The organism is Flavobacterium sp. MR2016-29 (genome assembly GCF_015350695.1).
Lineage (GTDB): Bacteria > Bacteroidota > Bacteroidia > Flavobacteriales > Flavobacteriaceae > Flavobacterium.
Genome location: NZ_JADKPU010000002.1, coordinates 361,379 through 387,168 on the forward strand (window position 1 = coordinate 361,379; position 25,790 = coordinate 387,168).

General features: G+C 33.0%; 24 protein-coding genes. 19 read left to right on the forward strand and 5 right to left on the reverse strand.

Annotation, left to right across the window (positions count from 1 at the left end):
* The first annotated feature begins 134 nt into the window (after nt 1–134).
* The 19 genes from IR010_RS07470 (at nt 135) to dusB (ending at nt 20,389) form a co-directional block, all read left to right on the forward strand.
* Complete coding sequence (locus IR010_RS07470) at nt 135–1,274, forward strand: beta-ketoacyl synthase N-terminal-like domain-containing protein (protein ID WP_194602847.1); 1,140 nt, start codon at nt 135–137, stop codon at nt 1,272–1,274.
* A gap of 1 nt (nt 1,275) precedes the next feature.
* Complete coding sequence (locus IR010_RS07475) at nt 1,276–2,280, forward strand: virulence RhuM family protein (RefSeq protein ID WP_029271423.1); 1,005 nt, start codon at nt 1,276–1,278, stop codon at nt 2,278–2,280.
* Nucleotides 2,281–2,306: 26 nt separating this feature from the next.
* Complete coding sequence (locus tag IR010_RS07480) at nt 2,307–2,924, forward strand: 3-oxoacyl-ACP synthase (RefSeq protein WP_194602850.1); 618 nt, start codon at nt 2,307–2,309, stop codon at nt 2,922–2,924.
* 2 nt (nt 2,925–2,926) lie between these two features.
* Nucleotides 2,927–3,184 (forward strand): phosphopantetheine-binding protein, encoded by a 258-nt coding sequence (locus IR010_RS07485; RefSeq protein WP_017496902.1) that lies wholly within the window; start codon nt 2,927–2,929, stop codon nt 3,182–3,184.
* Nucleotides 3,185–3,321: 137 nt separating this feature from the next.
* Nucleotides 3,322–4,518, forward strand: a complete 1,197-nt coding sequence (locus tag IR010_RS07490; RefSeq protein ID WP_029271421.1) for a beta-ketoacyl-[acyl-carrier-protein] synthase family protein — start codon at nt 3,322–3,324, stop codon at nt 4,516–4,518.
* 83 nt (nt 4,519–4,601) lie between these two features.
* The gene (locus IR010_RS07495; protein WP_194602853.1) at nt 4,602–5,666 is read left to right on the forward strand and encodes a beta-ketoacyl synthase N-terminal-like domain-containing protein; all 1,065 of its coding nucleotides are present in this window, start codon (nt 4,602–4,604) and stop codon (nt 5,664–5,666) included.
* Nucleotides 5,663–6,439: a polysaccharide deacetylase family protein gene (locus IR010_RS07500; RefSeq protein WP_194602856.1), complete on the forward strand. Its 777-nt coding sequence runs from the start codon at nt 5,663–5,665 to the stop codon at nt 6,437–6,439. Before IR010_RS07495 ends, IR010_RS07500 begins: the two co-directional genes overlap by 4 nt.
* Nucleotides 6,429–7,064 carry an outer membrane lipoprotein carrier protein LolA gene (locus IR010_RS07505; RefSeq protein WP_029271418.1) on the forward strand — a complete coding sequence of 212 codons (636 nt, stop codon included), beginning with the start codon at nt 6,429–6,431 and terminating at the stop codon, nt 7,062–7,064. The genes IR010_RS07500 and IR010_RS07505 overlap by 11 nt, the downstream gene beginning before the upstream one ends.
* Nucleotides 7,030–7,665: a hypothetical protein gene (locus IR010_RS07510; RefSeq protein ID WP_194567648.1), complete on the forward strand. Its 636-nt coding sequence runs from the start codon at nt 7,030–7,032 to the stop codon at nt 7,663–7,665. The genes IR010_RS07505 and IR010_RS07510 overlap by 35 nt, the downstream gene beginning before the upstream one ends.
* Nucleotides 7,666–7,698: 33 nt before the next feature.
* A complete protein-coding gene (locus IR010_RS07515) occupies nt 7,699–8,322 on the forward strand; it encodes a porin family protein (protein WP_194567646.1) in 624 nt (207 codons plus the stop codon).
* Between the two features lie 2 nt (nt 8,323–8,324).
* Entirely contained in the window at nt 8,325–8,939 is a 615-nt protein-coding gene (locus IR010_RS07520) for an outer membrane beta-barrel protein (protein ID WP_228515121.1), read from the forward strand.
* Between the two features lie 3 nt (nt 8,940–8,942).
* Complete coding sequence (locus tag IR010_RS07525) at nt 8,943–9,314, forward strand: 3-hydroxyacyl-ACP dehydratase (protein WP_029271414.1); 372 nt, start codon at nt 8,943–8,945, stop codon at nt 9,312–9,314.
* Between the two features lie 2 nt (nt 9,315–9,316).
* Entirely contained in the window at nt 9,317–9,802 is a 486-nt protein-coding gene (locus IR010_RS07530; protein WP_194567644.1) for a hypothetical protein, read from the forward strand.
* Between the two features lie 18 nt (nt 9,803–9,820).
* Complete coding sequence (locus IR010_RS07535; protein ID WP_194602859.1) at nt 9,821–11,005, forward strand: DUF2062 domain-containing protein; 1,185 nt, start codon at nt 9,821–9,823, stop codon at nt 11,003–11,005.
* Nucleotides 11,006–11,092: 87 nt separating this feature from the next.
* Nucleotides 11,093–14,773, forward strand: coding sequence for a 1-acyl-sn-glycerol-3-phosphate acyltransferase (locus IR010_RS07540; protein ID WP_194602862.1), 3,681 nt, complete (start codon nt 11,093–11,095; stop codon nt 14,771–14,773).
* A 1-nt stretch (nt 14,774) separates the two neighbouring features.
* Nucleotides 14,775–16,292 (forward strand): phytoene desaturase family protein, encoded by a 1,518-nt coding sequence (locus tag IR010_RS07545; RefSeq protein WP_194602865.1) that lies wholly within the window; start codon nt 14,775–14,777, stop codon nt 16,290–16,292.
* A 9-nt stretch (nt 16,293–16,301) separates the two neighbouring features.
* A complete protein-coding gene (locus tag IR010_RS07550) occupies nt 16,302–17,969 on the forward strand; it encodes a C45 family autoproteolytic acyltransferase/hydolase (RefSeq protein WP_194602869.1) in 1,668 nt (555 codons plus the stop codon).
* Nucleotides 17,966–19,252, forward strand: a complete 1,287-nt coding sequence (locus tag IR010_RS07555; RefSeq protein ID WP_194602872.1) for a phenylacetate--CoA ligase family protein — start codon at nt 17,966–17,968, stop codon at nt 19,250–19,252. The genes IR010_RS07550 and IR010_RS07555 overlap by 4 nt, the downstream gene beginning before the upstream one ends.
* Before the next feature lie 144 nt (nt 19,253–19,396).
* Nucleotides 19,397–20,389 (forward strand): tRNA dihydrouridine synthase DusB, encoded by a 993-nt coding sequence (dusB, locus tag IR010_RS07560; protein ID WP_194602875.1) that lies wholly within the window; start codon nt 19,397–19,399, stop codon nt 20,387–20,389.
* A 59-nt stretch (nt 20,390–20,448) separates the two neighbouring features.
* Here the strand turns inward: dusB and IR010_RS07565 are convergent, their stop codons facing one another.
* The 5 genes from IR010_RS07565 to IR010_RS07585 all read right to left on the reverse strand — a co-directional run bounded on the left by IR010_RS07565 (nt 20,449) and on the right by IR010_RS07585 (nt 25,790).
* Nucleotides 20,449–21,876 carry an MATE family efflux transporter gene (locus IR010_RS07565; RefSeq protein ID WP_194602877.1) on the reverse strand — a complete coding sequence of 476 codons (1,428 nt, stop codon included), beginning with the start codon at nt 21,874–21,876 and terminating at the stop codon, nt 20,449–20,451.
* 166 nt (nt 21,877–22,042) lie between these two features.
* Nucleotides 22,043–23,242, reverse strand: coding sequence for an ABC transporter permease (locus IR010_RS07570; RefSeq protein ID WP_194602880.1), 1,200 nt, complete (start codon nt 23,240–23,242; stop codon nt 22,043–22,045).
* 1 nt (nt 23,243) lies between these two features.
* Nucleotides 23,244–23,636 (reverse strand): 30S ribosome-binding factor RbfA, encoded by a 393-nt coding sequence (rbfA, locus tag IR010_RS07575; protein WP_029271403.1) that lies wholly within the window; start codon nt 23,634–23,636, stop codon nt 23,244–23,246.
* Between the two features lie 97 nt (nt 23,637–23,733).
* Nucleotides 23,734–24,987, reverse strand: a complete 1,254-nt coding sequence (locus IR010_RS07580) for a murein hydrolase activator EnvC family protein (protein ID WP_194567625.1) — start codon at nt 24,985–24,987, stop codon at nt 23,734–23,736.
* 23 nt (nt 24,988–25,010) lie between these two features.
* Nucleotides 25,011–25,790: a DUF4292 domain-containing protein gene (locus IR010_RS07585; protein WP_194567623.1), complete on the reverse strand. Its 780-nt coding sequence runs from the start codon at nt 25,788–25,790 to the stop codon at nt 25,011–25,013.

Here is a 25,790-nt window from a genome sequence, read left to right on the forward strand (position 1 = left end):
CAAGGTTTTAAAAACTTGTAGGTATAAAATTAAAATCTGCAAAATCTGCGTGAAACCTTTTTTTTAAGATGAGGCTTTAAAATAAAACACCTACAAGGTTTTGAAAACCTTGCAGAAGAAATCGAGATCATAAAATGTTAAGAGAAATATACATCACAGAAACAAATTGTATCACGCCATTGGGTTTTGATGTTCAATCGAACATTGAGGCGATTTTGCGCAGCGATTCTGGAATTCAATTGCATCAGGATATTTCTTTAATGCCAAATCCGTTTTATGCTTCTATTATTTCAGATGAAAAAATAAACAGTGCTTTTGCAAAAATAAGCACTGAAACCAAATATTCTCGTTTAGAGAAAATGATGATTTTGGCTTTAGAGCGGATGATTAAAAATTCAGGAATTGAATTAAATTCGAAAACCGCTTTTATACTTTCAACCACAAAAGGAAACGTAACTGCATTAAAAGATAACTCTGAAGAAAGTTTTAACACCGCACATTTAGATGTTTTAGCGAAAAACATTGCTGCTTTTTTTGGTTTTACGACACAGCCAATTGTAATTTCAAATGCCTGTGTTTCTGGAATTTTAGCCATTTCTGTAGCGAAAAGAATGATTCAGTCTGAGCTTTATGATAATGTTTTTGTTGTAGCCGGCGATGAAGTTTCAGAATTTGTTTTGTCTGGATTTAATGCTTTTCAGGCGATGAGCGATTTGCCTTGTAAGCCTTATTCTAAAAACAGAACCGGAGTAAGTTTAGGCGAAGCAACCGCAGCGATTTTAATTTCGGCGGAAGCCAAAAAAGCCAAAATAAAAATTATTGGCGACAGTTCTATAAACGATGCGAATCATATTTCTGGTCCGTCAAGAACGGGCGAAGGTTTGTTTAGAAGTATCCAGAATGCTTTGACAGAAGCTCAAATCGAAGCCAATAAATTAGATTATATTTCAGCACACGGAACCGCAACACCATTCAATGATGAAATGGAAGCCATTGCATTCAGCCGTTTGGGTTTACAAAATATTCCAGTAAATAGTTTGAAAGGATTTTACGGGCACACGTTGGGCGCTTCAGGATTGTTGGAAACGGTAATCGCAATAGAATCTGCGAATCAAAATATGCTTTTTGAATCAAAAGGTTTTGATGAAATTGGCGTAAGTGAATCTATAAATGTGATTGAGAAAAATGAAGAGGCTAATATTGAATATTTTTTGAAGACGGCTTCTGGGTTTGGCGGTTGTAATACGGCTGTGGTTTTTGAAAAGATGAAATGAAATGGAAAATAACGAAACTAAATTTCTTATTTACGACAATCCAAATGGAGAAGTCAGAGTTGATGTTTTTGTGCAAGACGAAACAGTTTGGCTTACACAAAAGGCCATGGGTGAATTATTTGGCACAACTCCGCAGAATATCACTTTACATTTAAAGAATATTTTTGAATCAGGAGAATTGCAAGAAAATTCAACTTGTAAGGGAATCTTACAAGTTCAATCTGAAGGTAATCGTCAAGTTTCCAGAAACCAAAAATTTTATAATCTTGATGCTATTATTTCTGTTGGATATCGAGTAAATTCAAGTAAAGCAACTCAATTTAGAATATGGGCAACTCAAACTTTAAAAGAATACATAATCAAAGGTTTTATTTTAGATGATGAACGTCTAAAACAAGGAAAAACGGTTTTTGGTAAAGATTATTTTAAAGAATTATTACGCAGAGTACGTTCTATCCGTGCAAGCGAACGTAGAATCTACCAACAAGTAAGTGATATTTTTGCAGAATGCAGTATCGATTACGATAAAAATTCAGAGGTAACAAAGAATTTCTATGCCATGATTCAAAACAAATTCCATTTTGCTATAACTGGAAATACTGCTGCAGAAATCATTCATAAAAATGCAGATAAAGAAAAAGACAATATGGGACTTAGCAGTTGGAAAAATGCTCCTGACGGAAGAATATTAAAATCCGATGTAATTGTTGCTAAAAATTATTTACAAGAAAAAGAAATAACTCTACTAGAAAGAACTGTTACAGGTTACTTTGATTATATTGAAGGATTGATTGAACGTGAAAACACTTTTACTATGGAACAGTTAGCTATAAGTGTAAATAAGTTTCTTTCCTTCAACGAGTATAAAATTTTAGAAGGAAAAGGTAAAATATCAAAAATTCAAGCAGATAAAAAAGCCATAAAAGAATATGATGAGTTTAATAAAACTCAAAAAATCATTTCAGATTTTGACAAAGAAATCAAACAAATCGGGAAGAAAAAATAATACTGATAATTTTGTTATATCTCACAATGACTCAAAACAAAACTTACATACAATCCTATATCACCATCAAAAACAATGAAATTGTTTTGAACGGAAGTTCTGTTTTCAAAATTGAACCTACAGATTTTGCGGATTTTGCTAAACAAGCTTATCGTAATTTTGAAATGCAATATCCGAAGTTTTTCAAAATGGATGCTTTGAGCAAATTGGCTTTTTTAGGATCAGAATTGCTTTTGAGTCCAATAACTTCAAATGAGGAAGAAAATAATATTGCTTTGGTTTTGGCCAATAAATCTTCAAGTTTAGATACAGATGTAAAATATCAGGAATCGATTTCAGACAAAGAAAATTATTTTCCGAGTCCGGCGGTTTTTGTGTATACGCTTCCAAATATATGTTTGGGCGAAATAAGTATCCGCCATCAGCTTAAAAGTGAAAATTCTTTCTTTATATTTGATGCTTTCAATTCTGAATTTTTGTCGAACTATTCAGAGATTCTGTTAAACACAAATAAAGCCGATATGGTTCTTTGCGGTTGGGTCGAGTATTTTAACGACAATTATAAAGCTTTTCTCTGTCTTATCAGCAAAGAAAAAAATGAAAAATATACAAACGAAAATATCAATACATTATATAATAAATAATCATGGAAGCATTAAAAGAAGAATTAAAAAATAAAATCATTACTACTTTAAATTTAGAAGATATCGCAATCGAAGATATTGCAGATAACGATCCTTTGTTTGGAGACGGTTTAGGTTTAGACTCGATTGATGCGCTTGAACTGATCGTGATTTTAGATAAAGATTACGGAATTAAACTTGTCGACCCAAAAGAAGGAAAAACAATTTTCCAATCGATCGAAACTATGGCGGCTTATATTAGCGCTAACAGAACAAAGTAAGACTTACTTAGACTTGATTAGATTTTTAGACTTCTTAGACAAAAAATAAAAAGCCCAATAATCTAAGAAGTCTGGAATCTAAGCAAGTCTAAAAAAATCTAAGAAGTCTAAAAATCTAACAATCTAAGCAAGTCTAAATGAAAGGTGTCGCAATAACCGGAATGGGAATTATTTCTTCGATTGGAAATTCAGTCGAAGAAAATTATATTTCATTAATTGAAAATAAAATTGGTATTTCTCGTATCACAAATATTTCAACCGTTCATGCTGATATTATTAAAGTTGGTGAAATCAAAAAAACCAACGATGAACTGATCGCGCAATTAAAACTGGGAAAAGAAAACAACTTTTCGAGGTCTGCACTGCTTGGTGCAATTGCTGCGAAAGAAGCTGTTGCTAATGCTGGAATCACTTCTATTAATGAATATAAAACAGGATTAATTTCGGCAACAAGCGTTGGCGGCATGGATATGACGGAAAAATATTATTACGAATATTTCGAAAATCCTGCGGTACAAAAATACATTGTAAGTCATAATTGTGGTGATGTTGCTGAAAAAATTGCAGACGAACTTGGGCTAAAAGGTATGGTTACGACTATAAGTACAGCTTGCTCATCTGCCGCTAATTCGATTATGCTGGGTGCAAGATTAATTAAAACCGGAAAATTAGACCGCGTTATTGTGGGCGGAACTGATGCTTTGGCAAAATTCACCATTAACGGATTTAAGACTTTGATGATTTTGTCAGATGATTATAACAAACCTTTTGATAATGAAAGAAAAGGATTAAATCTTGGCGAAGCAGCTGCTTATCTGGTTTTGGAATCTGACGAAATTGTAAAAAAAGAAAACAAAAAAGTACTGGCTCGAGTTTCAGGCTACGGAAATGCAAATGATGCTTTTCATCAAACTGCTTCTTCTGAAAATGGTGACGGCGCTTATTCGGCCATGAAAAAAGCTTTTGAAATTGCTGCATTAGATCCGAGTGAAATTGATTATATAAATGTTCACGGAACAGCAACTCCTAATAATGATTTATCAGAAGGAAGAGCTATTTTGAGAATTTATAATGAAAACCCAATACCCGATTTTAGTTCAACTAAACCATTTACAGGACATACTTTAGCAGCTGCTGCTGCGATTGAAGCAGTTTACAGCGTACTTGCCATTCAGCACAATGTAGTTTTTCCAAGTTTAAATTTTGAAACTCCAATGCAGGAATTCGACTTAAAACCGCAAACAACATTAAAGCATAAAAATATTGAACATGTCTTATCAAATTCGTTTGGGTTTGGCGGAAATTGTTCGACACTTATATTTTCTAAAAGTTAGTGAAATCGTCATGATTTTAAATAACAATAAAAACTAAAAATGACGATACCATATTCCTTTAAAAAAACAAATATAATTTTCGTATGATAAAAAAAACATATATAAATGGTGTAGGTTGTCTTTCAGCTCAAAAAACATTTGATACTGTTTTTTTAGAAGAAGCCGTGTATAATAAAAATGAAAATATATTCTTTTTAAACAAACCCGTTTATAAAGATTTTATTTCTCCTGTTGCCAGCAGAAGAATGGCAAATGGCATTAAAAACGGAATCGTAGCTTCGGCTTATGCCATGAAAGAAGCAAATGTCGAAAATATAGATGCCATCATTACCGGAACCGGAATGGGCTGCATCGAAGATTCAGAGAAATTTTTGAAGACAATTATTGATAATAATGAAGAATTTTTGACACCAACTTCATTTATTCAATCGACACATAATACTGTTGGAGCACAAATTGCCCTTACATTGCAATGCAAAGGATATAATTTTACATATGTAAATGGAGCAATCTCTTTTGAATCAGCTCTTTTAGATGCCAAAATGCAAATTGAAGCAGATGAAGCAAAATCGATATTAGTCGGCGGCGTTGATGAGAATGGAGATTATACAACGTCTCTTTTTAAACTAGCGGGTTATATTAAAGACGAAAAAAGTGCACCTTATGATTTATTGAACGAGACTACAAAAGGGGCTGTTTATGGAGAAGGAGCCAGTTTTTTTGTTTTAGAAAATGAAAAAAAAGATACCACTTATGCTGAATTTGTTGATGTTGCATTTAAAAACATATTGCAGGAAAATGAAGTAGAAACTGAAATAACTGTATTTCTTAAAGCTAATAATCTTGAAATCTCAGACATCGACGCTGTAATTTTAGGTTTAAATGGCGATGCTGAATTCGATTCATATTATAAAAATTTAACTCAAAATGCTTTCGCAGAGACACCACAAGTTTTTTATAAACATTTGTCTGGAGAGTTTAATACCTCGACAGCTTTTGCTTTTTGGGTTGGTTCAAAAATCATAAAAACACAAACAATTCCAGAGATTATAAAAGTGAATTCGCTAGAGAAACCCGCTTATAATACCATTTTATTATACAATCATTTATGTGGAAAAAATCATAGTTTTACGTTACTGTCAAAATGATAACGCATAAAAAAGTCACCATTTTTTTTATCTCCTTATTACTTTTTTTATTTTTATTAAAAGCTGATAAAGGAATTAACGAATTATGGTTTTTAGTGGCTATTCTAGCTTGGCTTGCCATTAATATTTATGGTACTGCAAGAATTTCATCTAATTATATTGTAAAAGCTTTCTGTAACAATCCATTGGAAACAGAAAAAAAAATCGCTTTAACTTTTGATGACGGACCAAGCATCTATACTTTGGAAGTTTTAGAGCTTTTAAAAAAATACAATGTCAAAGCCACATTTTTCTGCATTGGAAAAAACATTGAAAAACATCCTGAAATTCTTCAAAAAGTAATTGACGACGGTCATTTGGTTGGAAATCATTCGTATTCACATTCTAAGTTTTTTGACTTTTATACCGAAGCAGCTATAATAAAAGAACTTGAAAAAACAGATGCACTTCTGGAAAAATTCACTTCAAAAAAAATAAACTTTTTTCGGCCGCCCTACGGAGTTACAACTCCATCGATTGGAAGAGCTTTAAAAATTACCGGACATAACGTTATCGGATGGAATATTCGTTCGCTTGACGGCGGTACAAAAAATCAGGAATTAATATTCAATCGAATTATAAAACGCGTTTGTCCCGGCGGAATCGTACTTTTGCACGACACGGCTTCACACTCTGTTTTGGTATTGGAACAGTTTTTGCAATTTTTACAGCAAAACAATTATAAAGTGATTTCTGTGGAAGAACTTTTGAATCTTAAAGCTTATGAAAACTAAAATATATATTCTGCTTTTTTTCTTAAACATCTTTGGCGTTCATTTGTCTGCTCAGGAACAAAAAATGACCGATGCCGAAATTGCATCTTTTAAACAAGATGTAAATGTTGTGGCAAAAAAAATAAAAACCTTAAGCACAGATTTTGTGCAGTACAAACATTTGGACTTTTTATCGAAAGACATTGAAACTTCTGGAAAAATGGTTTTTAAAGAACCTGCATTGCTGCAATGGCAATACAAAAAACCATACAACTACAGTATTACTTTTAAAAACGGAAAAATACTGATTAACGATGAAGGAAAGAAAAGTGCAGTTGATATTGGCAACAGTAAAATTTTTGGGCGAATCAATAAATTAATTGTTGGAAGCGTGAGCGGTAATATGTTCGACGAAAAAGAATTTACAATTTCATATTTTAAACTGAAAGGTCAGAATCTTGCGAAATTTGTTCCGAAAGATGCTGCGTTGAAAAAATACATTAAACAAATAGAACTGACTTTCGACAAGGAAGAAGCAACTGTGGTTCAAGTAAAATTACTAGAATCTTCTGAAGATTATACCCGAATTGTTCTTAAAAACAAAGTGATCAATGCAAAAATCGACGATTCAGTTTTTACTAATTAATTGCCTTTTGGCTTTGGTTTTAGTTTCTTGTGGCTCTGTCACAAAAAATTATGCGCCCAAAAAATTAGACAAAACATCATACCAAGTTCCTTATTTTTCTGATTCAAAAAGCGATTATGTTTACAAAACTAATATCACAGTTTATGGTCACGAATTGTCTGGAATTTTCATTGCAAAAAAAATAAACGATACAACACATCGAGTAGTTTTTACAACTGAATTTGGCAACAAATTATTGGATTTTGAAATTTCAGAAAAGACTTTTAAAGTCAATTCGATTGTATCAGAATTAGATCGAAAATTACTAATCAATACTTTGACAGATGATTTTCGACTTCTTCTAAAAAAAGAATATTTGATTCAGGAACAATTTGAAAACGAGTCAGATAATATTTATAAAGCAGCAGATGGTGATCGCGACAATTATCTTTTTATATCCAAAAAAGATCAAAAACTGGAGAAAGTCGTTAATGCATCTAAGACAAAAGAAAAAATAACAATTACTTTTACTTTAGAAAACGATATTTTTGCTAAAAAAGTTGTCATTTTACATCATAATATAAAGTTGAAAATTGAGCTAAACTATTTTAAACCAGAGTAAAAATCAATTAACCTTAACTAAACCAAACCCAATATGAGAAAATTAACCTTAATTGCATTTGTTTTATTTATCGGTCTTTCATCCGCGGAAGCACAGGTAAGAGTTAGTCCGGGAATTCGAGGTGGTTTAAATCTTTCGAGATTAACCAATATCGACGGCAACGACATGAAATCTGATTTTTATGTTGGAGGTTTAGTTGAAATAAAATTCAATAAGTTTTTCACCTTACAGCCAGAACTAACTTATTCAAGACAAGGAAGCAAAGGCTATTATTATGATGGTTCTCCGGAACAAAATTCAATATTAGATCAGAAAACATACGATCTTAACTACTTGACATTTGGAGCAGTAGCTAAATTTAATTTTAACGGAGGCGGTTTTCATCTTTTGGCCGGACCATCATTTGATTTAAAAACAGATGACAATTTTGGACGATATGGTTTTAATCCGATAGATGCTGATATTGCTTTTGTAGGCGGCATTGGATATACATTGCCAAACGGATTAACTTTTGAAGCGAGATTCAAACAAGGATTAATTGATATTTACGGTTACGACGGTCTTGATTATGATAACGGAAACAATTATTATTATGATGATATAATTTTAAATCAAGTTTTCCAGATTGGTATCAGTTATACTTTTAAAGTCAAATAATATTGGACTTTAAAAATATAGCAGCTGCAATACTCTTTTTCGTTGTATTGCTTCAAGCGAAAGCTCAGGTAGTTTTTAAGCCGGGTTTCAGAGGCGGTTTTAGTTTTTCAAATATTTCAGAAATGAATTCTGATTATAAAACTGACTTTTACCTTGGCGGATTTGGAGAGATAAATATTAGAAAACATTATGCATTACAGCCCGAAATAACTTATATCAGGCAAGGAGCAAATAATCTTGCCCGAATTTATTATGCTGATGATGTGAAAAAAGTTGAATATCGTGATCTTCAATTAGGTTATGTATCGTTTGCTATAATGAATAAATTTACATTTGGACCGGGTATTCAATTACAATGTGGACCGTCATTAGATATTTTGGTGAACAACAATTTGGTTCGAAGAAAAACATACAATGATGCCGCAATTTTGGTCGGATTTGCCTATTGTTTTCCTTCTGGCCTAAGCATTGAAGGACGGATTAAAAAAGGGTTATATGATGTTTTAGAAAGCAGCTATTATAATAATGACGACAGTAACAATAGGATTTTTGGCGACTATAATAGAAATGTAAATTTTCAATTCGGTATTGCTTACGCTTTTAGTGAAAAAAAATAAAAAATGGTTTTAAAAGATTTTTATAAAGTTCTTTCAGAAGAAAAAACAGAAGATTCTAAATATAATATTACGATTTTGGTCAATGAAAAACACGAAGTTTTCAAAGGTCATTTTCCAGGAAATCCGATTATGCCAGGAGTTTGCATGATTCAGATTATTAAAGAATTGACGGAAAAAATTACCAATAGTACTTTAATGATTCAGACGCTTGCGAATGTTAAATTCATGGCGCTTATTAATCCGGAAGTTACTCCTGAATTGCGTTTGGAGCTTGATATTGCAAAAACCGAAGATGATTTGGTTAAAGTAAAAAATACAACTTATTTTAACGATACGGTTGCTCTGAAATTGAGCACTGTGTATAAAAAAATGTGATTATGAAACTGTTGTTAACCTTACTTTTATGGGTAAATTTAGCTGGTACGCCAGATTTGGCGACTATCAGAAAATTATATACGGGTGTTACAAAATCTGAAAGTAATGCGAAAGAGTTTTCAGAAAAATTGTCTGACATTTCTAACAGCGATGATAAAACTTTAGTGGCTTACAAAGCGGCTTCGATTTTATTAGATTCGAAGTTTGAGAAAAAGATGAAAAGTAAAATGGATCGTTTTAAAGAAGGTGCAAAATTACTGGAATCGACTATAAAAAGTGAACCTAATAATATCGAAATCCGTTTGATTCGTTTGAGCATTCAAGAGAATGTTCCGCCAATTACGGGTTATAAAAAGAACATAAAGGAAGACAAAAAATACCTTACAGATCATTATAGTGCGCAAAATGCCACATTAAAAGAATACCTAAAAGACTTTATTTTACAATCTAAAAGTTTCTCTGAAAAAGAAAAACAATTCGTGAAGTAAGCGAAAGCAAAACACTAAATGAAACCTACCTTATCACAGCACGACTTACTTAATTCCACTTCTTTTTGTGTTATTGTCCCGACGTACAATAATCATAAAACGCTGCAAAAAGTGCTGGATTCTATTTTAGGTTTCACTTCAAACATTATTATTGTTAATGACGGGTCAACAGATACGACTTTCGAAATTTTACAAAACTATTCTCAGTTAACACAAATTCATCATCCTAATAATTTAGGAAAAGGAAGAGCGCTTAGAAATGGTTTTAGAAAAGCAATCGAAATGAAATTTGAATACGCCATCACGATAGATTCTGACGGACAGCATTTTGCATCAGATATTCCGAGTTTTATTGCTGCAATTCAGAACGAACCCAATTCTTTATTAATTGGAAGCCGAAATATGACACAAGAAAATGTGCCAAAGAAAAGCAGTTTCGGAAATAAATTCTCTAATTTTTGGTTCAAATTTGAAACCGGAATTAAATTAGAAGACACACAATCTGGTTTCAGATTATATCCGCTGCAGCTGATTCCAAAGCAATTTTACACCAATAAATTTGAGTTTGAAATTGAGATAATTGTGCGTTCGGCATGGAAAGGTATTGTAGTTAAAAATATTCCGATTCAGGTTTTGTACGATCCCGCAGAACGCGTTTCACACTTTCGTCCGTTTCGAGATTTTACCCGAATCAGTATTTTAAATACCGTTTTGGTAACCAACGCTTTGTTGTATATCAAGCCTCGAGATTTTTTTAGAAGAGCAAAAAAAAAAGGATTTAAAAAATTCTTTCTTGAAGATATTTTAGAAAGCAACGATTCTAATTTCAAAAAAGCCGCTGCAATTGCTTTGGGTATTTTTATCGGGATCTCACCTTTCTGGGGATTTCAAACTGTGTTGCTTTTTACTTTTGCCGCCTTATTCAGGCTTAATAAAGTCATTGCCTATTTATCTTCAAATGTTAGTTTTCCGCCGTTTATTCCGTTTGTTATCTACGGTTCGTTAAAAATGGGAAGCTATTTTGTATCCAATGATGCCCCTTTGGTTTTAGACAGTTCGATCACACTTAATGATATTCAGCAAAATGCAACACAATATATCGTGGGAAGTCTTATTTTAGCAGCTGTTTCAGCACTTTTAGTTGGTTTTATAAGTTATCTGCTTTTAACTGCTTTTAGTTCTAAAAACAAAAAAAATATTTAAATTCCGTTTTGCCACAGATTAGGATTAAAATGATTTTTTCGTTACTAATTCCTTTAATCTGTGGCAAAAAAACAATACTAAATAATTATGCATCAGTACTTCTACGCCATTCATTTATTTGTAAACCGACGAAAATCTTTATCGGTTTTATTGGCTATTCTGTTGCTTTTTATATTTGGCTTTTTTGCTTCTCAAATTAAATTTGAAGAAGACATAACCAAACTTATTCCCACTAACGACAAAGCCGATGTTACAGCAAAAGTTTTAAAACAACTTAACTTTGCCGATAAAATAACCGTTATTTTCAAACTAGAAAAAAATGGCTCTGACGAAGATTTAAAAGAAATGGCAACCGCTTTTTCTGACAGTGTTGCGAAATCCTGCAAACCTTATATTACCGGAATTCAAGGAAAAATTGATGAAGAAAACATTCAGGAAACTATTGATTTTGTCTACAACAATCTGCCTCTTTTTTTAGAAAATAAAGACTACGCTGCGATTCAAAATAAATTGCAAAAAGACAGTATTGCAGCTACGGTTCAAGGAAATTACAAATCGATTATTTCGCCTTCAGGATTTATTACAAAAGATTTTATTCTTGAGGATCCGCTTGGAATTTCTTTTATCGCTTTAAAAAAATTACAACAGCTTAATATTGTAGACGATTTTACGCTCGACAATGGTTTTGTAATGACCAAGGACAAAAAGAAATTATTGCTTTTTATAACATCAAATCTTCCGTCGAGCGAAACCGAAAAAAACAGCATTTTTGCTGCAAAGCTCCAATCGATTCAAGATCATTTAAATCAGAAATTCAAAGGCAAAACTTCGATCAGTTATTTTGGTTCGGCTTTAATTGCGGTGGCAAATGCCAATCAAATCAAAAGCGATATTATTTTGACGACAACTATCGCGATGATCATGCTGATGCTGATTTTGATTTTGTTTTATAGAAAAATCTTGATTCCGATAATCATTTTTGTTCCAACGATTTTCGGCGCGCTCTTTGCCGTTGCATTTTTATATTTTGTAAAAGAACAAATCTCTGCCATTTCACTCGGAATTGGTTCTATTTTATTAGGAATCACGATCGATTATTCCATACACATTCTCACGCATTACAAACACAACAGCGATGTAAAAACATTATACAAAGATATTACGATGCCCGTAATTATGAGCAGTTCTACAACAGCTGTTGCATTTTTATGTCTGCTTTTTGTAAAATCTGATGCGTTGAATGATTTAGGAATTTTTGCTGCCGTGATCGTAATGGCTTCTGCTTTTTTCTCACTTTTGATTGTTCCTCATTTATACAAACCAAAAGAAAACAATTTTGACCATAAGAAAAATGTGATTGATAAATTGGCGCATTTCTCTTTTCATAACAATAAAATTTTAATTGGTTTTTGCGTTTTAATTACCATTGTATGCTGTTTTACATATAACAATGTCGGTTTCAATAACGATTTGTCGCAATTGAATTTTGTTCCGAAGGAAATAAAAGCCGCCGAAAAACAATTGGAAGAAAGTACAAGCTTAACTTCAAAAACCATTTATGTGGCTTCGTACGGAAAAAGTATGGATGAAGTTTTGCAAAACAATTCTAACCTTTTTGCTGATTTAGCAGCTGAAAAACAGCAAAATAAAATATTAAATTTTAGTTCGGTTGGAGGAATTATGCTTTCGCAGAAAACACAACAAGAAAAAATTGATAAATGGAATTCGTTTTGGAATGCCAATAAAAAACAAGTTTTAAAATCACAATTAATTGCTGAAGGTTCAAAACTTGGGTTTAAGCCAACAACATATGATGCTTTTTTTGATCATTTAGATTCTAATTTCAAACCTATTTCTGCAGCAAATTATTTAAAAATTCAAGCATTGCAGCTAAAAGAATTTGTAACCGAAAAAGATGGTTTTTATACGATTTCGACTTTAGTAAAAGTGACGCCAAAACAACGAGATGCTTTTGTAAAATCGGCTTCAGCCAAAAATAATTTGATTGCGATCGACCGTCAGCAAATGAATGAAACGTTTTTCAGCACTTTAAAAACTGATTTTAATTCGCTTGTTAATTATTCTTTTGTTGCCGTAATTCTGATTTTGTTTTTCTTTTTCAGAAGAATCGAATTGGTTATTGTAAGCTGTATTCCGATTGCTTTAACCGGAATTGTAACTGCAGGAATAATGGGCATTTTTGGCATTCAAATGAACATTTTCAGTATGATTGTATGTACTTTGATTTTTGGCCACGGTGTCGATTTTAGTATTTTCATGACAAGTGCACTTCAAAAAGAATATACAACCGGAAAAAACGAAATTGCGATTTATAGAACTTCAATTATTCTGGCTGTTATTACAACTATTTTAGGAATTGGTGCCATGATTTTTGCACAGCATCCGGCTTTGCGATCTATTTCTTCTGTTTCATTGATTGGAGTTTTTGCTGCGCTGATTATTACGTTTATTTTTTATCCAATTCTATTTAAAATATTTATATCAAATCGCTCGAAAAAAGGAAATCCGCCTTTTATGCTGCGAACTTTTATTCACGGTATTGTTTCATTTACTTATTACGGACTTGGTGGTATTTTGATGTCTCTTTTCAGCATAACGATTATGCCTATTCTTCCTGTAAATGAAAAAACAAAAATGAAAGGCTTTCGATACTTCATTTCAAAATTCATGAAATCGGTTTTGTATTCTAATCCATTTCTTCATAAAAAAGTCATTAATCAGTATAATGAAACCTTCGATAAACCGGCAATTATCATTGCAAACCATTCTTCTTTTATCGATATTTTAGCAATGGGAATGCTTAGTCCAAAAATTATATTTCTGGTAAACGATTGGGTTTACAACTCTCCTATTTTTGGCGGTACTGTTAGAAAAGCAGGTTTCTATCCTGTTTCTGAAGGAATTGAAGGCGGTGTTGAACATTTACGCCAAAAAGTAAATGAAGGATATTCGTTAATGGTTTTTCCAGAAGGAACACGTTCAGAAAGTAATCAGATTAAGCGTTTTCACAAAGGAGCATTTTATCTTGCAGAAGAATTTAATTTAGACATTCTCCCTGTAATTATTCATGGCGCGTCAGAGACAATTCCGAAAGGTGATTTTGTTATTCATGACAGCTATCTTACGGTCTCTATTTTAGAAAGAATCACGCCTGACAATCTTTCTTTCGGGAAAAATTATGCCGAAAGAACAAAACAAATGAGTGTCTTTTTTAAAGAAGAGTATCATAAAATTCGTCAGCGTTTAGAAGGTCCCGAGTATTTCAAAAAAATGGTTATTCATAGTTTTGATTATAAAGAAATCGAAATCGTAAACAGCGTCAAAAGCGATTTAAAAAATAACCTTGAAACTTACTATCATCTCAACAAGCATCTTTCGGCGAAAGCCAAAATATTGCATTTATCAAACGATTACGGTCAGTTAGATGTATTATTAACGTTGCAGGAACCACAGCGAAAAGTAACTTCATACAATTTTGACGAAGAAAAACTGTCGGTTTCAAAAACCAATTATTTCGTTAAAAAAAGAAAAATATCTTATTTAGATGATCTGGAATTTGCGTTGCAAAATCAATACGATGTTGTTTTAATTTCTGATGAAAATTACAAAGATGCTCTTGAAAAAATAATTTCGACCACTTCATCTATAATCTTAATCAATAGTTCGAACTTAAAAAATACTTTGCTTAATTTTGGTTTTGAATCTGTTTTAGAAGAAGATTCTATAATCGTATTAGAGAAAAATTAAGATGAAGGAGCAATACGATATTGTAATTGTTGGCAGCGGATTGGGCGGATTGGTCTCGTCAATAATTTTGGCTAAAGAAGGCTATAGCGTTTGTGTGCTCGAAAAAAACAATCAATATGGTGGCAATCTTCAGACTTTTGTACGCGATAAAACTATTTTTGATACCGGAATTCATTATATCGGAGGTTTAGAAGAAGGGCAAAATTTGTACAAATATTTTACTTATTTGGGCATTATGGATCATCTTAATCTGAAAAAATTAGATGAAAATGGTTTTGACATTATTTCGTTTGAAGACGACGAAAATGAATATCCACATGCACAGGGTTATGAAAATTTTGCCAATCAATTAGTCGATTTTTTTCCTGATGAAAAAGCAAATATTGAGGAATATTGCAAAAGAATAAAAGCAATTTGCGAATCATTTCCGCTCTACAATTTAGAATGGGAAGGCAAATATGATAATGAAATTCTGGAGTTAAATGCAAAAGAAATCATTGACGAATGCACGCAAAACGAAAAATTAAAAGCAGTTTTAGCTGGTTCTAATTTTCTGTATGCCGGAATTCCAGATAAATCGCCTTTTTACGTTCATGCGCTTTCTGTCAACTCTTACATTCAAAGTTCATGGCGATGTATTAATGGCGGAAGCCAGATTACGAAGCAACTTTTAAAACAACTGAAAAAGTACGGAGGCGAATTTTATAAATATAAAGAAGTTACCCGTTTTAAAGTTACAGACAACAAAGTTGATTGTGTAGAATTAAAAGACGGAACAAAAGTTTTTGGCTCTATGTTTATTTCGAATATTGAACCCAAAACAACCCTAAAAATGGCTGGCGAAGAAAACTTCAGAAAAGCATTTTTAAATCGTATTCAAAGTCTTGAAGGCGTCATATCGGCATTTAGTTTATACATTGTTTTTAAACCGGAAACCTTTAAATATATCAACCATAATCATTATCATTTTAAAAAAAGCAGTGAAGTCTGGAGTGCTCATGATTACGACGAAGATTCTTGGCCAAAGGCTTTTATGGCTTCTATGAATGCCTCAAAAAAACAGGAAGAATGGGCAGAAGGAATGACTTTTATAACCTACATGAAATATAAAGATGTTGCGCCATGGGCAGATACGTTTAATACCACTGTTCAAGAAAATGATCGGGGAGAAAGTTACGAAGCATTTAAATCAAGAAAAGCTGCAAAATTTTTAAAAGAAATTGAAATAAAATTTCCAGGAATTACAGACTGTATTCAATCGATACACACTTCTACTCCACTTTCTTATCGGGATTATATTGGAGGCGATGGCGGGAATATGTATGGTTATGTGAAGGACTCTAATAATCCTATGAAAACTCTTATTCCTTCAAAAACCAAATTAGACAATTTATATCTAACTGGCCAAAGTATCAATATGCATGGCGTTTTAGGAGTAACGATTGGTGCGGTGGTAACCTGCTCAGAAATTCTAGGAAAAGAATATTTAGTAACAAAAATCAATAAAGCATTTGAATAAAAGTGGGATATGAAAAACCGGATTAATTTATTTTTTTTCGTTGTTTTTTTGTTGATGTTGGCTTCGTGCGGAACGTCAAAATCTATGCGTCATCAGCCTCAAATTTCAAACCTTAATACTTCAAAACCTACTGTAATAAAAAAATCTGACAGCGTTTTTGTTTCTGGAAAAAATTCGCTTTTAAAAAACAAACAAGGTCTCTGGGAATTGTATGTAGAAGGCGATCCGTTGGAGATTGGTTTAAATACAGGGGCTTTGTCTGACTCTCTTTTAAAGAATCAGGAACACATATTCTTCTCTAAAATAAAAGATATAATTCCGTCCAGATTCGAACAAAAAATATTGCGCCAATTTCTAAAATGGTACAACCGAAAATTATACCTGAATGTTCCTGAAGAATACCAGACAGAAATTTACGGTATTTCGCAATACACGTCACACGATTTTGAGAACATTGCTCCACAATATCAGCGCAGTTTATATTTGCACGCGGCCCACGACATTGGGCACGCGCTGCAGGATTTGGCTTTGGTTGGCTGTTCTTCGTTTGCGGCTTGGGGCGAAAAATCAGAAGATGGCAATTTAATTCTCGGACGAAATTTTGATTTTTATATAAATGACTCTTTCGCGGAAAACAAAATCATCGCGTTTATAAGTCCAGAACAAGGCCACAAATTTATGATGGTAACTTGGCCCGGAATGGTTGGAGCAGTTTCTGGAATGAATCAGGAAGGCTTGACAGTTACAATTAATGCAGGAAAATCAGAAATTCCGCTAAGTGCAAAAACACCCATTTCGATCTTGACTCGCGAAATTTTACAGCACGCACAAAATATTGAAGAAGCTATTATGATCGCCAAAAAGCGATCTGTCTTTGTTTCTGAATCTATTATGGTTGGAAGTGCTCAAGATAATAAAGCCGTTTTGATTGAAGTTTCTCCTAAGAAAATGGATGTTTTTGATGTTCCAAACAGCAATCAATTAATTTGTTCAAATCATTTTCAGAGCAAAGCTTTCGAAAATGACAAGCGAAATGAAATGCAAATAGCAGACAGTCATTCTAAATATCGCTTGGACAGAATGCAGGAACTTTTGTCTGAAAATTCAAAAATCAATCCAAAAATTGCATCAGAAATTTTACGAAATAAAGAAGGCTTAAAAGATATTCCACTAGGTTTAGGAAATGAAAAAGCTTTGAATCAGCTTTTGGCGCATCATGGCATTATTTTTAAACCTAAAGAAAAACTGGTTTGGGTTTCTGCAAATCCGTTTCAAATGGGCGAATTTGTGTGTTACAATCTCGATTCTATTTTTAAAGAAAGAAAATCAAATACTGCTGTTTCATTCGAACAAGAAAATTTAAACATAGCCGAAGATCCGTTTGTAAAATCGACTGCTTATCAAAACTATAAAAAGTTTAAAATACAAAATCATCAGTTCGATTTATATCTAGAAAACAAAGAAACTGTTTCTTCAGAATTCATAGAACATTATCAATCTTTAAACCCGGATTATTGGGTTGTATATTACAAAGCAGGGTTGTACTTTTATCAAAAAAAAGAATTTAAGCTGGCTCAAGCTAATTTCCAAAAAGCGTTGACAAAAGAAATTACTACCGCTCCTGAAAAAGCAACAATTGAAAAATATTTAAAAAAACTCAAAAGAAAATTAAAATGATTCCAGCAATAGAAAAAAATTCTTTAGAAGAAATTAAAATTTTTCAGGAACAAAAACTAACCGAACTTTTAACTTACATAGGCGAAAATTCACCTTTTTATAAACGCCTTTTCGCAGGACAAAATATTGATATTTCTAAAATTAAAACCCTTGAAGATTTACAATATTTGCCTGTAACTAATAAAGAAGATTTACAGCAATACAACGATGATTTTTTGTGCGTACCACAGCATAAAATTATAGATTATGCTTCGACTTCAGGAACTTTGGGCGATCCGGTAACTTTTGGCTTAACCGATTCAGATTTAGATCGATTGGCTTATAATGAAGCGATTTCGTTTGCCTGCGCCGGAATTGCAGAAGGCGATGTTGTGCAGTTGATGACTACAATAGACCGAAAATTCATGGCTGGTTTGGCTTATTTTCTTGGACTTCGAAAATTAAAAGTTGGTGTTATTAGAGTTGGCGCTGGAATTCCAGAATTACAATGGGATTCGATTTTAAAATATAAACCTTCGTATTTAATTACGGTTCCTTCTTTTTTATTGAAGTTAATCGAATATGCTGAAATTCACGGAATAGAGTATAATAATTCGAGTATAAAAGGAGCGATCTGCATTGGAGAATCATTGCGAAATGACGATTTTTCGATGAATACATTATCCCAAAAAATTACAGATAAATGGGATATTAAGTTGTTTTCGACTTATGCTTCGACAGAAATGAGTACCGCTTTTACAGAATGTGAACACGGAGTTGGAGGTCATCATCATCCAGAATTAATTATTTTAGAAGTTTTAGATGAAGATAATATGCCCGTAAAAAATGGAGAAGTTGGCGAATTAACTTTTACCACTTTGGGTATCGAAGCTATGCCTTTATTGCGTTTTAAAACTGGAGATATTGTACAGCTTCATAATGAACCTTGCGCCTGTGGCAGAAATACGTTGCGTGTGGGTCCAGTAATTGGCCGTAAAAAACAAATGATAAAATACAAAGGAACAACACTTTATCCGCCTGCGATGAATGATGTTTTGAGCGGTTTTGACAATATCGAAAATCATATTATTGAGATTTCGACGAACGCTTTAGGCACAGATGAAATCGTAATAAAAATTGCGGTAAAAAACCAGACTCCAGAATTTTTACAAGAAATAAAAGATCACTTTAGAGCCAAATTGAGAGTTACACCAAAGATTGAATTTGCTTCAAAAGAAATACTAAATCCATTGGTTTTTAATCCGATGAGCAGAAAACCAATTCGGTTTTTTGATTATAGATAATTTTTTAGGGACAAAGGTTCAAAGGGACAAAGGTTTCTTAAAAAACTGATAAAAAAACCTTTGAACCTTTGCCACTCTGAACCTTTGAACCTCAATTTGGTACAAATTAAACTAAATGTTGTAATTTTGCACAAAATATTGAAGATGGTCAAGATTGGCAACATAGAATTACCTGAATTTCCTTTATTATTAGCACCGATGGAAGACGTTAGCGATCCGCCGTTTCGCAGATTATGCAAAACGCACGGCGCTGACATGATGTATTCTGAATTTATTTCATCAGAAGGATTGATTCGCGATGCTATCAAAAGCCGAATGAAGTTAGATATTTTTGATTACGAACGTCCGGTTGGAATTCAGATTTTTGGCGGAGATGAAGAAGCAATGGAAATGTCTTCTAAAATTGTTTCTACAGTAAAACCAGATTTAGTTGATATTAATTTTGGATGTCCAGTAAAAAAAGTAGTTTGCAAAGGTGCTGGAGCTGGAGTTTTAAAAGATGTTGATTTGATGGTACGTTTGACACAAGCGGTTATTAAAGGAACTGATTTGCCTGTTACCGTAAAAACGCGTTTAGGCTGGGATGAAAACTCAATTAACATTGATGAAGTTGCTGAAAGACTTCAGGATATTGGCGTTCAGGCTTTAACGATTCACGCCAGAACCCGCGCTCAAATGTATAAAGGTCATTCTGACTGGTCGCATATTGCGCGTGTAAAAAACAACCCAAGAATTACAATGCCTATTTTTGGAAATGGCGATATTGACAGCCCAGAAAAAGCATTACAATATAAAAATGAATACGGCATTGACGGTATCATGATTGGCCGTGCTGCAATTGGTTATCCATGGATTTTTAATGAAATCAAGCATTATTTTAAAACTGGAGAACACTTGCCTGCTCCAACGGTTATTGATCGTGTAGAAGCTGCCAGAAATCATTTAATGTGGTCGATGGAATGGAAAGGCGAACGTTTGGGAATTGTAGAAATGCGCCGTCATTATACAAACTATTTCAAAGGCATTCACTCTTTTAAAGAATACAAACAAAAATTAGTGACAACCGATGAGCCTGAAGTTTTGTTCGCCATTATGAAAGAAATCGAACAGGTTTATGCAGGTTACGAATTTGTATAAATATTCTTAATTCAATAAAAAAAATGCCTTCAAAATTTGAAGGCATTTTTTTTATAAACTTATACTTGAATACGTTTCCATTTTCCTTTTTTGTAAAGCACTATTCCTGCTAAAGTAATCGCAGTCTCTGCAACCGGAATGGCAATAAAAACTCCAGTTGGTCCCATGTTAAAATGCTTCGCCAATATAAACGCAAGCGGAATCTGAAACAGCCAAAATCCGAAAAAATTAATTCCCGTTGGTGTCCAAGTATCTCCTGCTCCATTAAAAGTATTTATCAAAACCATCCCAATTCCGTAGAAAATAAATCCTGCACTCATAATCTGCAAAGCTTCAACGGCAACAGTTTTTACCATTTCGTCATTTGTGAAAAACGAAATAATATATTTTCCAAAACACAATGTAATGACCATAATGGTTGCCATAAAAATAACATTATATCTTGCTGTTGTATAAACTGATTTTTCGGCACGCTCAATTTGCTTGGCCCCTAAATTTTGTCCAACTAAGGTTGCGGCTGCATTACTCAATCCCCAAGCCGGAAGAATAAAAAACATCATAATTCTAAGTGCTGTCTGATAACCCGCCGAACCGTGATCGCCTCCTGTTGTTGCAACTAATTGCGCTAGAAAAATCCAACTGCAGGAAGCAATTACAAATTGTAAAATTCCCGGAGCAGCGATTTTAACTAAAGCTTTTATCTGCTGAAAATCTGGGATAAAATAAGAGATAATAATTTTTAAAGCACCTTTTCCAAAAAACAAATGGTATACTTGGTATAATACACCAATACTTCTTCCGATCGTTGTTGCCAATGCAGCACCAATTAATCCAAAAGCTGGGATTGGTCCTAAACCGTTAATAAAAATAGGACATAAAATAATATTGCAAATATTGGCCAGCCAAAGACTTTTCATAGCAATTGCTGCATTTCCTGCACCACGAAATATTCCGTTTATTAAGAATAAAAGCATGATGCATAAACTTGAGCCAATCATTATTTGTGTAAATCGATAGCCATGTTCGGCCGCTTCCGCAGAAGCTCCCATAATAACCAAAATGTCTTTGGCATACATAACGCCTAAAACACTCATAATGCTGTTTACTGCAAAAGCAATTATAATGGCCTGCATTCCTGCTTTTGCGGCAGCGACTGGGTCTTTTTCGCCAATGCGTCGCGCTACCACGGCCGTTGCCGCCATGCTCATTCCGATTGCTAGTGAATATATAATAGTAAGAACTGATTCGGTTAAACCAACGGTCTGAATCGCAAAACTGCTGTGTTCTAAATGACCAACGAAATATAAATCGACCAATGCAAAAACTGATTCCATCATCATTTCTAAAACCATTGGAATAGCTAATAGAATAACGGCTTTTTTAATACTTCCGACAGTATAATCAAATGATTCGTCGCCTTTTATGGCCTGTTTTAAAGTCGTGAAAATTTTAGAAAATAAACTTTTCTCTATTGTAGTTTCTGTCATAATATTTTAGGATAAATGATAAAATTGATCCAGATTCAATAATCTGAACTCGAGAAAACACGTAAGTATCCTATTCTAAAAAATAAAAGTAGGATTAGGCAGAAACAATCATATGCTGTAGCTATTTAAGACGATAAATATAGGTAATTTTTCTTAGCAAAAAATACTAATCTAACAGCTTTTTGCTCACACGGCTGCAAGCAATTAAAGAAGCCAGAAAACCAAGTGAGATAATGGTTCCTAATACAATAAGTATATTTTCGACTGTAAAAACAACCGGAAAAGCTAAAGTTGGCGTAATCATAATGAGCTCATATCGCTGTTGCAGCAATACCAAAATGACACCCAAAACAAGTCCGATTAAACCTCCAAAAACACTTAACAAAGTGCCTTGAAGCAAAAATATTTTTCGAAGATGACTAATTTCTGTTCCGAGATTAAAAAGGGTTTTCAAGTTTCCTTTTTTCTCTAAAATCATCATAATTAATGCTCCAATCAAATTAAAAAGTGCTACGATAATTACCAAAGTAAAAATCAGATAAACCGCAATATTTTCGGTATTCAGCATTTTGTACAACGACTCATTAAGCTGTGCTCTGTTTTTTGAAGTAATTTTATTTTGAAAGATGGGCTTTAGTTTTGCTACAATTGCACTTTCATCTGCATTTTCTTTCAGGTTAAATTCAATTCCTGAAATCTGATTGGGTTTGTACATTAATAATTCCTGTGCCAAACCTAAATCAGTAAAAACATATTTTGAATCTAAATCTTCGCTGATGGAATAAATTCCAACTGGCAAAACATCTGTTTTATTAAAAGCATCCTCTGGATTTTCGATCGCGCCTTTTCCAGGTTTAGGCGCAAATATTTGCAGCGGATTTTCAAAATCAAGAACACCTAAAGAAAAATCACGAGACATTCCGTATCCTATTACAACCTGATACGTATCTGGTTTTAGCCACTGTCCGGTAAAAAGCCTTTTTTTTATATCGTTAACTACTGCATAATTACGGTCAACACCTTTTAAATACGTTACTTTTTGCTTGTCTTTGAACAAAAACAGAACGCGTTCTTCGATAATTTTAGTATACGAAATAACACCATCAATTTTTTTAATTTGAGCTTCCTGTTCTGGTGTAATCAAAAATGATTTTCCGTATGTACTGGTAATTTTTAGATCAGGATCTATTTCGTTTGCAAACGAAAGACTGAATACTTTTAGTCCGCTAAAAACAGATAAAACTACAAACAAAGCCATCGTACCAACAATGATTCCCATGCTGGCAATGCGATTAATGATATTTATAGCATTGTTTTTACTTCTGCTAAAAATGTAACGTTTGGCTATGTAAAGGGGGAAATTCAATTTATGATTTTCTTCTTTTTTCTAAAAGATCACGGTTTTCAATTGGGTTTTCTCTGTTTGATAAAGCGTTGTCAATTTTCTCGATATAATCAAGAGAGTCATCAATAAAGAATACCAAGTTTGGTACACGACGCAATTGCAAACGAACACGCTGCGATAAATCGTGTTTAATTAAGGTTGTATTTGATTTTATACCTTCTAGTGTTTCCTTCGCTTTATCTTGAGGAAAAATGCTTAAATACACTGTTGCCACAGATAAATCTGAAGTAACACTAACTTTGGATACCGAAATTACCAAATTATTAATTCCGTTTTTTCGCACTTCACCTTGCAAAATATCAACCAAATCTTTTTGGATGACACCGCCTATTTTTTTCTGTCTATTTGTTTCCATAGTGCAAAAATACTATTTTTAAATTCAATCGCTGCAATTTCACATTCAACAATTGCAATTGCAATAAAAAAGGGAGCTAAAATTAGCTCCCTTTTGATTATCTGTTTTGAAGCCATCCTTCAGGATCGCTGTTTGTTGTATTTTGAAGAATCAAGAATTTAATGATTGTTTTTCCAGAATCACCGCTTGTTCTCACTTTTCCGATACTTTGTTTGATGTTTACCTTATCTCCTTTAGTTACAAATACCTGACTTAAATTTTGATATACGGTAAAATAATCTCCATGCTGAATAACGACTGCTCTATTGACAGGAGATAAAACCATAACTGTCGAAACCTCACCTTCAAATACTGCGCGTGCATTTGCTCCTTGCTCTGTCGTAATTTCTACACCAGAATTGTGAACCGTTAAATCTGGATAAAGCGGATGTGGCTGATTTCCATATTTTAACGAAACAAATCCTTTTTCTACCGGCCAAGGCAATTTTCCTCGGTTTGCTTTAAAATCAGCCGCCAAAATTTTACCTTCTGGAGTTAAAGCAATTTTAGATGACGAAACTGCTGTCACCGTTGCTGTTGAACCAGGATTATCTTTTGCTTTTTCTGCAGCTGCTTTTCTATTTGCTTCTGCAATGGCTTCACGAATCAAACGATCGATTTGTCTGTCAATTCTTTTTGCTTCTGCCTGCTTGCTTTTTGTATCAGCAATAATTTTGTTTTTATCCTTTTTGATTGCATTAACCAGTTTTTGCTGTTCCTTCTTTTCAACTTCTAAGCTTTGTTTCTCTTTCTGATTTTCTGCAATGATCTTTTTCTTAACTTGTCTCTGTCCGTCTAATTTTGCATTAAAATCAAGTAATTGTGCTGATTTAGATTGAATTTCTAAACCTTGATTTTTTCTAAAAGTTGTATATTGTTTTAAATATTGTGCTCTTTTATAAGCTTGTAAAAAACTCTCTGATGACAAAATAAACATTGCTCTACTTTGTTCAGAACGGCTTTTGTATGATTTCAAGATCATTTTAGAATAATCTTGTTTTAAAACTGTAAGTTCTTTTTTTAGTTTATTAACCTGAACTTGGTTAATATACATGTCGTTGCTTAAAAGTTTTTCTTGTTTTGCCGTTGTATTAATCAGTTTTTCTTTCAGCTTAATTTTATTCGCCTGAATTAAAAAAACATTTACAGCCGATTTTTCTTTTTTCTTTACAGACTGCAGCATTTTTTCGTTATCTCTAATTTCCTGCTGAATCTGAGCTTTTCGCTGTTCCAGTTTTTCTTGTTGCGAATCTTGTGCCCACATAAAAGTTGTGGCGCATATAAAAATTAGGCTTAGGAGAAATTTTGGCATGTGTGTGTTTTCTTTTTGCAAATTTACTTAATTATAACTTTTTTATAACCACCAGGAACGCTATATGGAAAAGAAAGTTCTTCGTTAAATGAAATATTGTTGTAATTTAAATTAATATCCGTTTTCCCTTTTGGCTGAATTGCATTAATTTCGATGCTTGTAGGAAGTATTCCTTGATCAAAAGTTTTACTGTCTGCATAAGAAATCTTCAACAATCTGTTTTCAGCAGGCTGAGAAATCTCTTCTTTCTGCAACAAATATTTATCTGAATCTAAATAAAATGTCTTTTTTAGTTTATCGTCTTTTTCATCTTCTAAACGAAAAAGATTTTCAACAATAGTCTGTGTATATTTTCCTTTTCTTAAATCATCTAATGCTTCTCCAACTAATAAATTTTGAACTTTACTATAGTCTAATTCTGTTCCAAGCCATTTACTTAAACTAGTAAAATCGCCTTCGTAATAGGTACTGTTTATTTTTTCATAATAACTTACCGCAGTTGGCGTAATCAATGCTTTTGCCATTGTAATTCCAAGGAAACGAACACTAACTAAAATCTGTTTGTCTTTTTCAATTCTAATTTCAGCTGTAACGTTTTGACTTTGTTTTTCATCAACATATTTAGCGCTTGCTTTTATGTATAATGTCTTGAAGTCTAATTTATTATCGTAATGTTTCTCTACCGCTTTTTTATCTTCTTTTGTTGGTGCTTCTGCTTTATTGTTGTTTTGTACAGCGACTGCTTTTGATTTACAAGAAATCATAACCACTGACATTATTAATATAACTATATATTTTTTCAT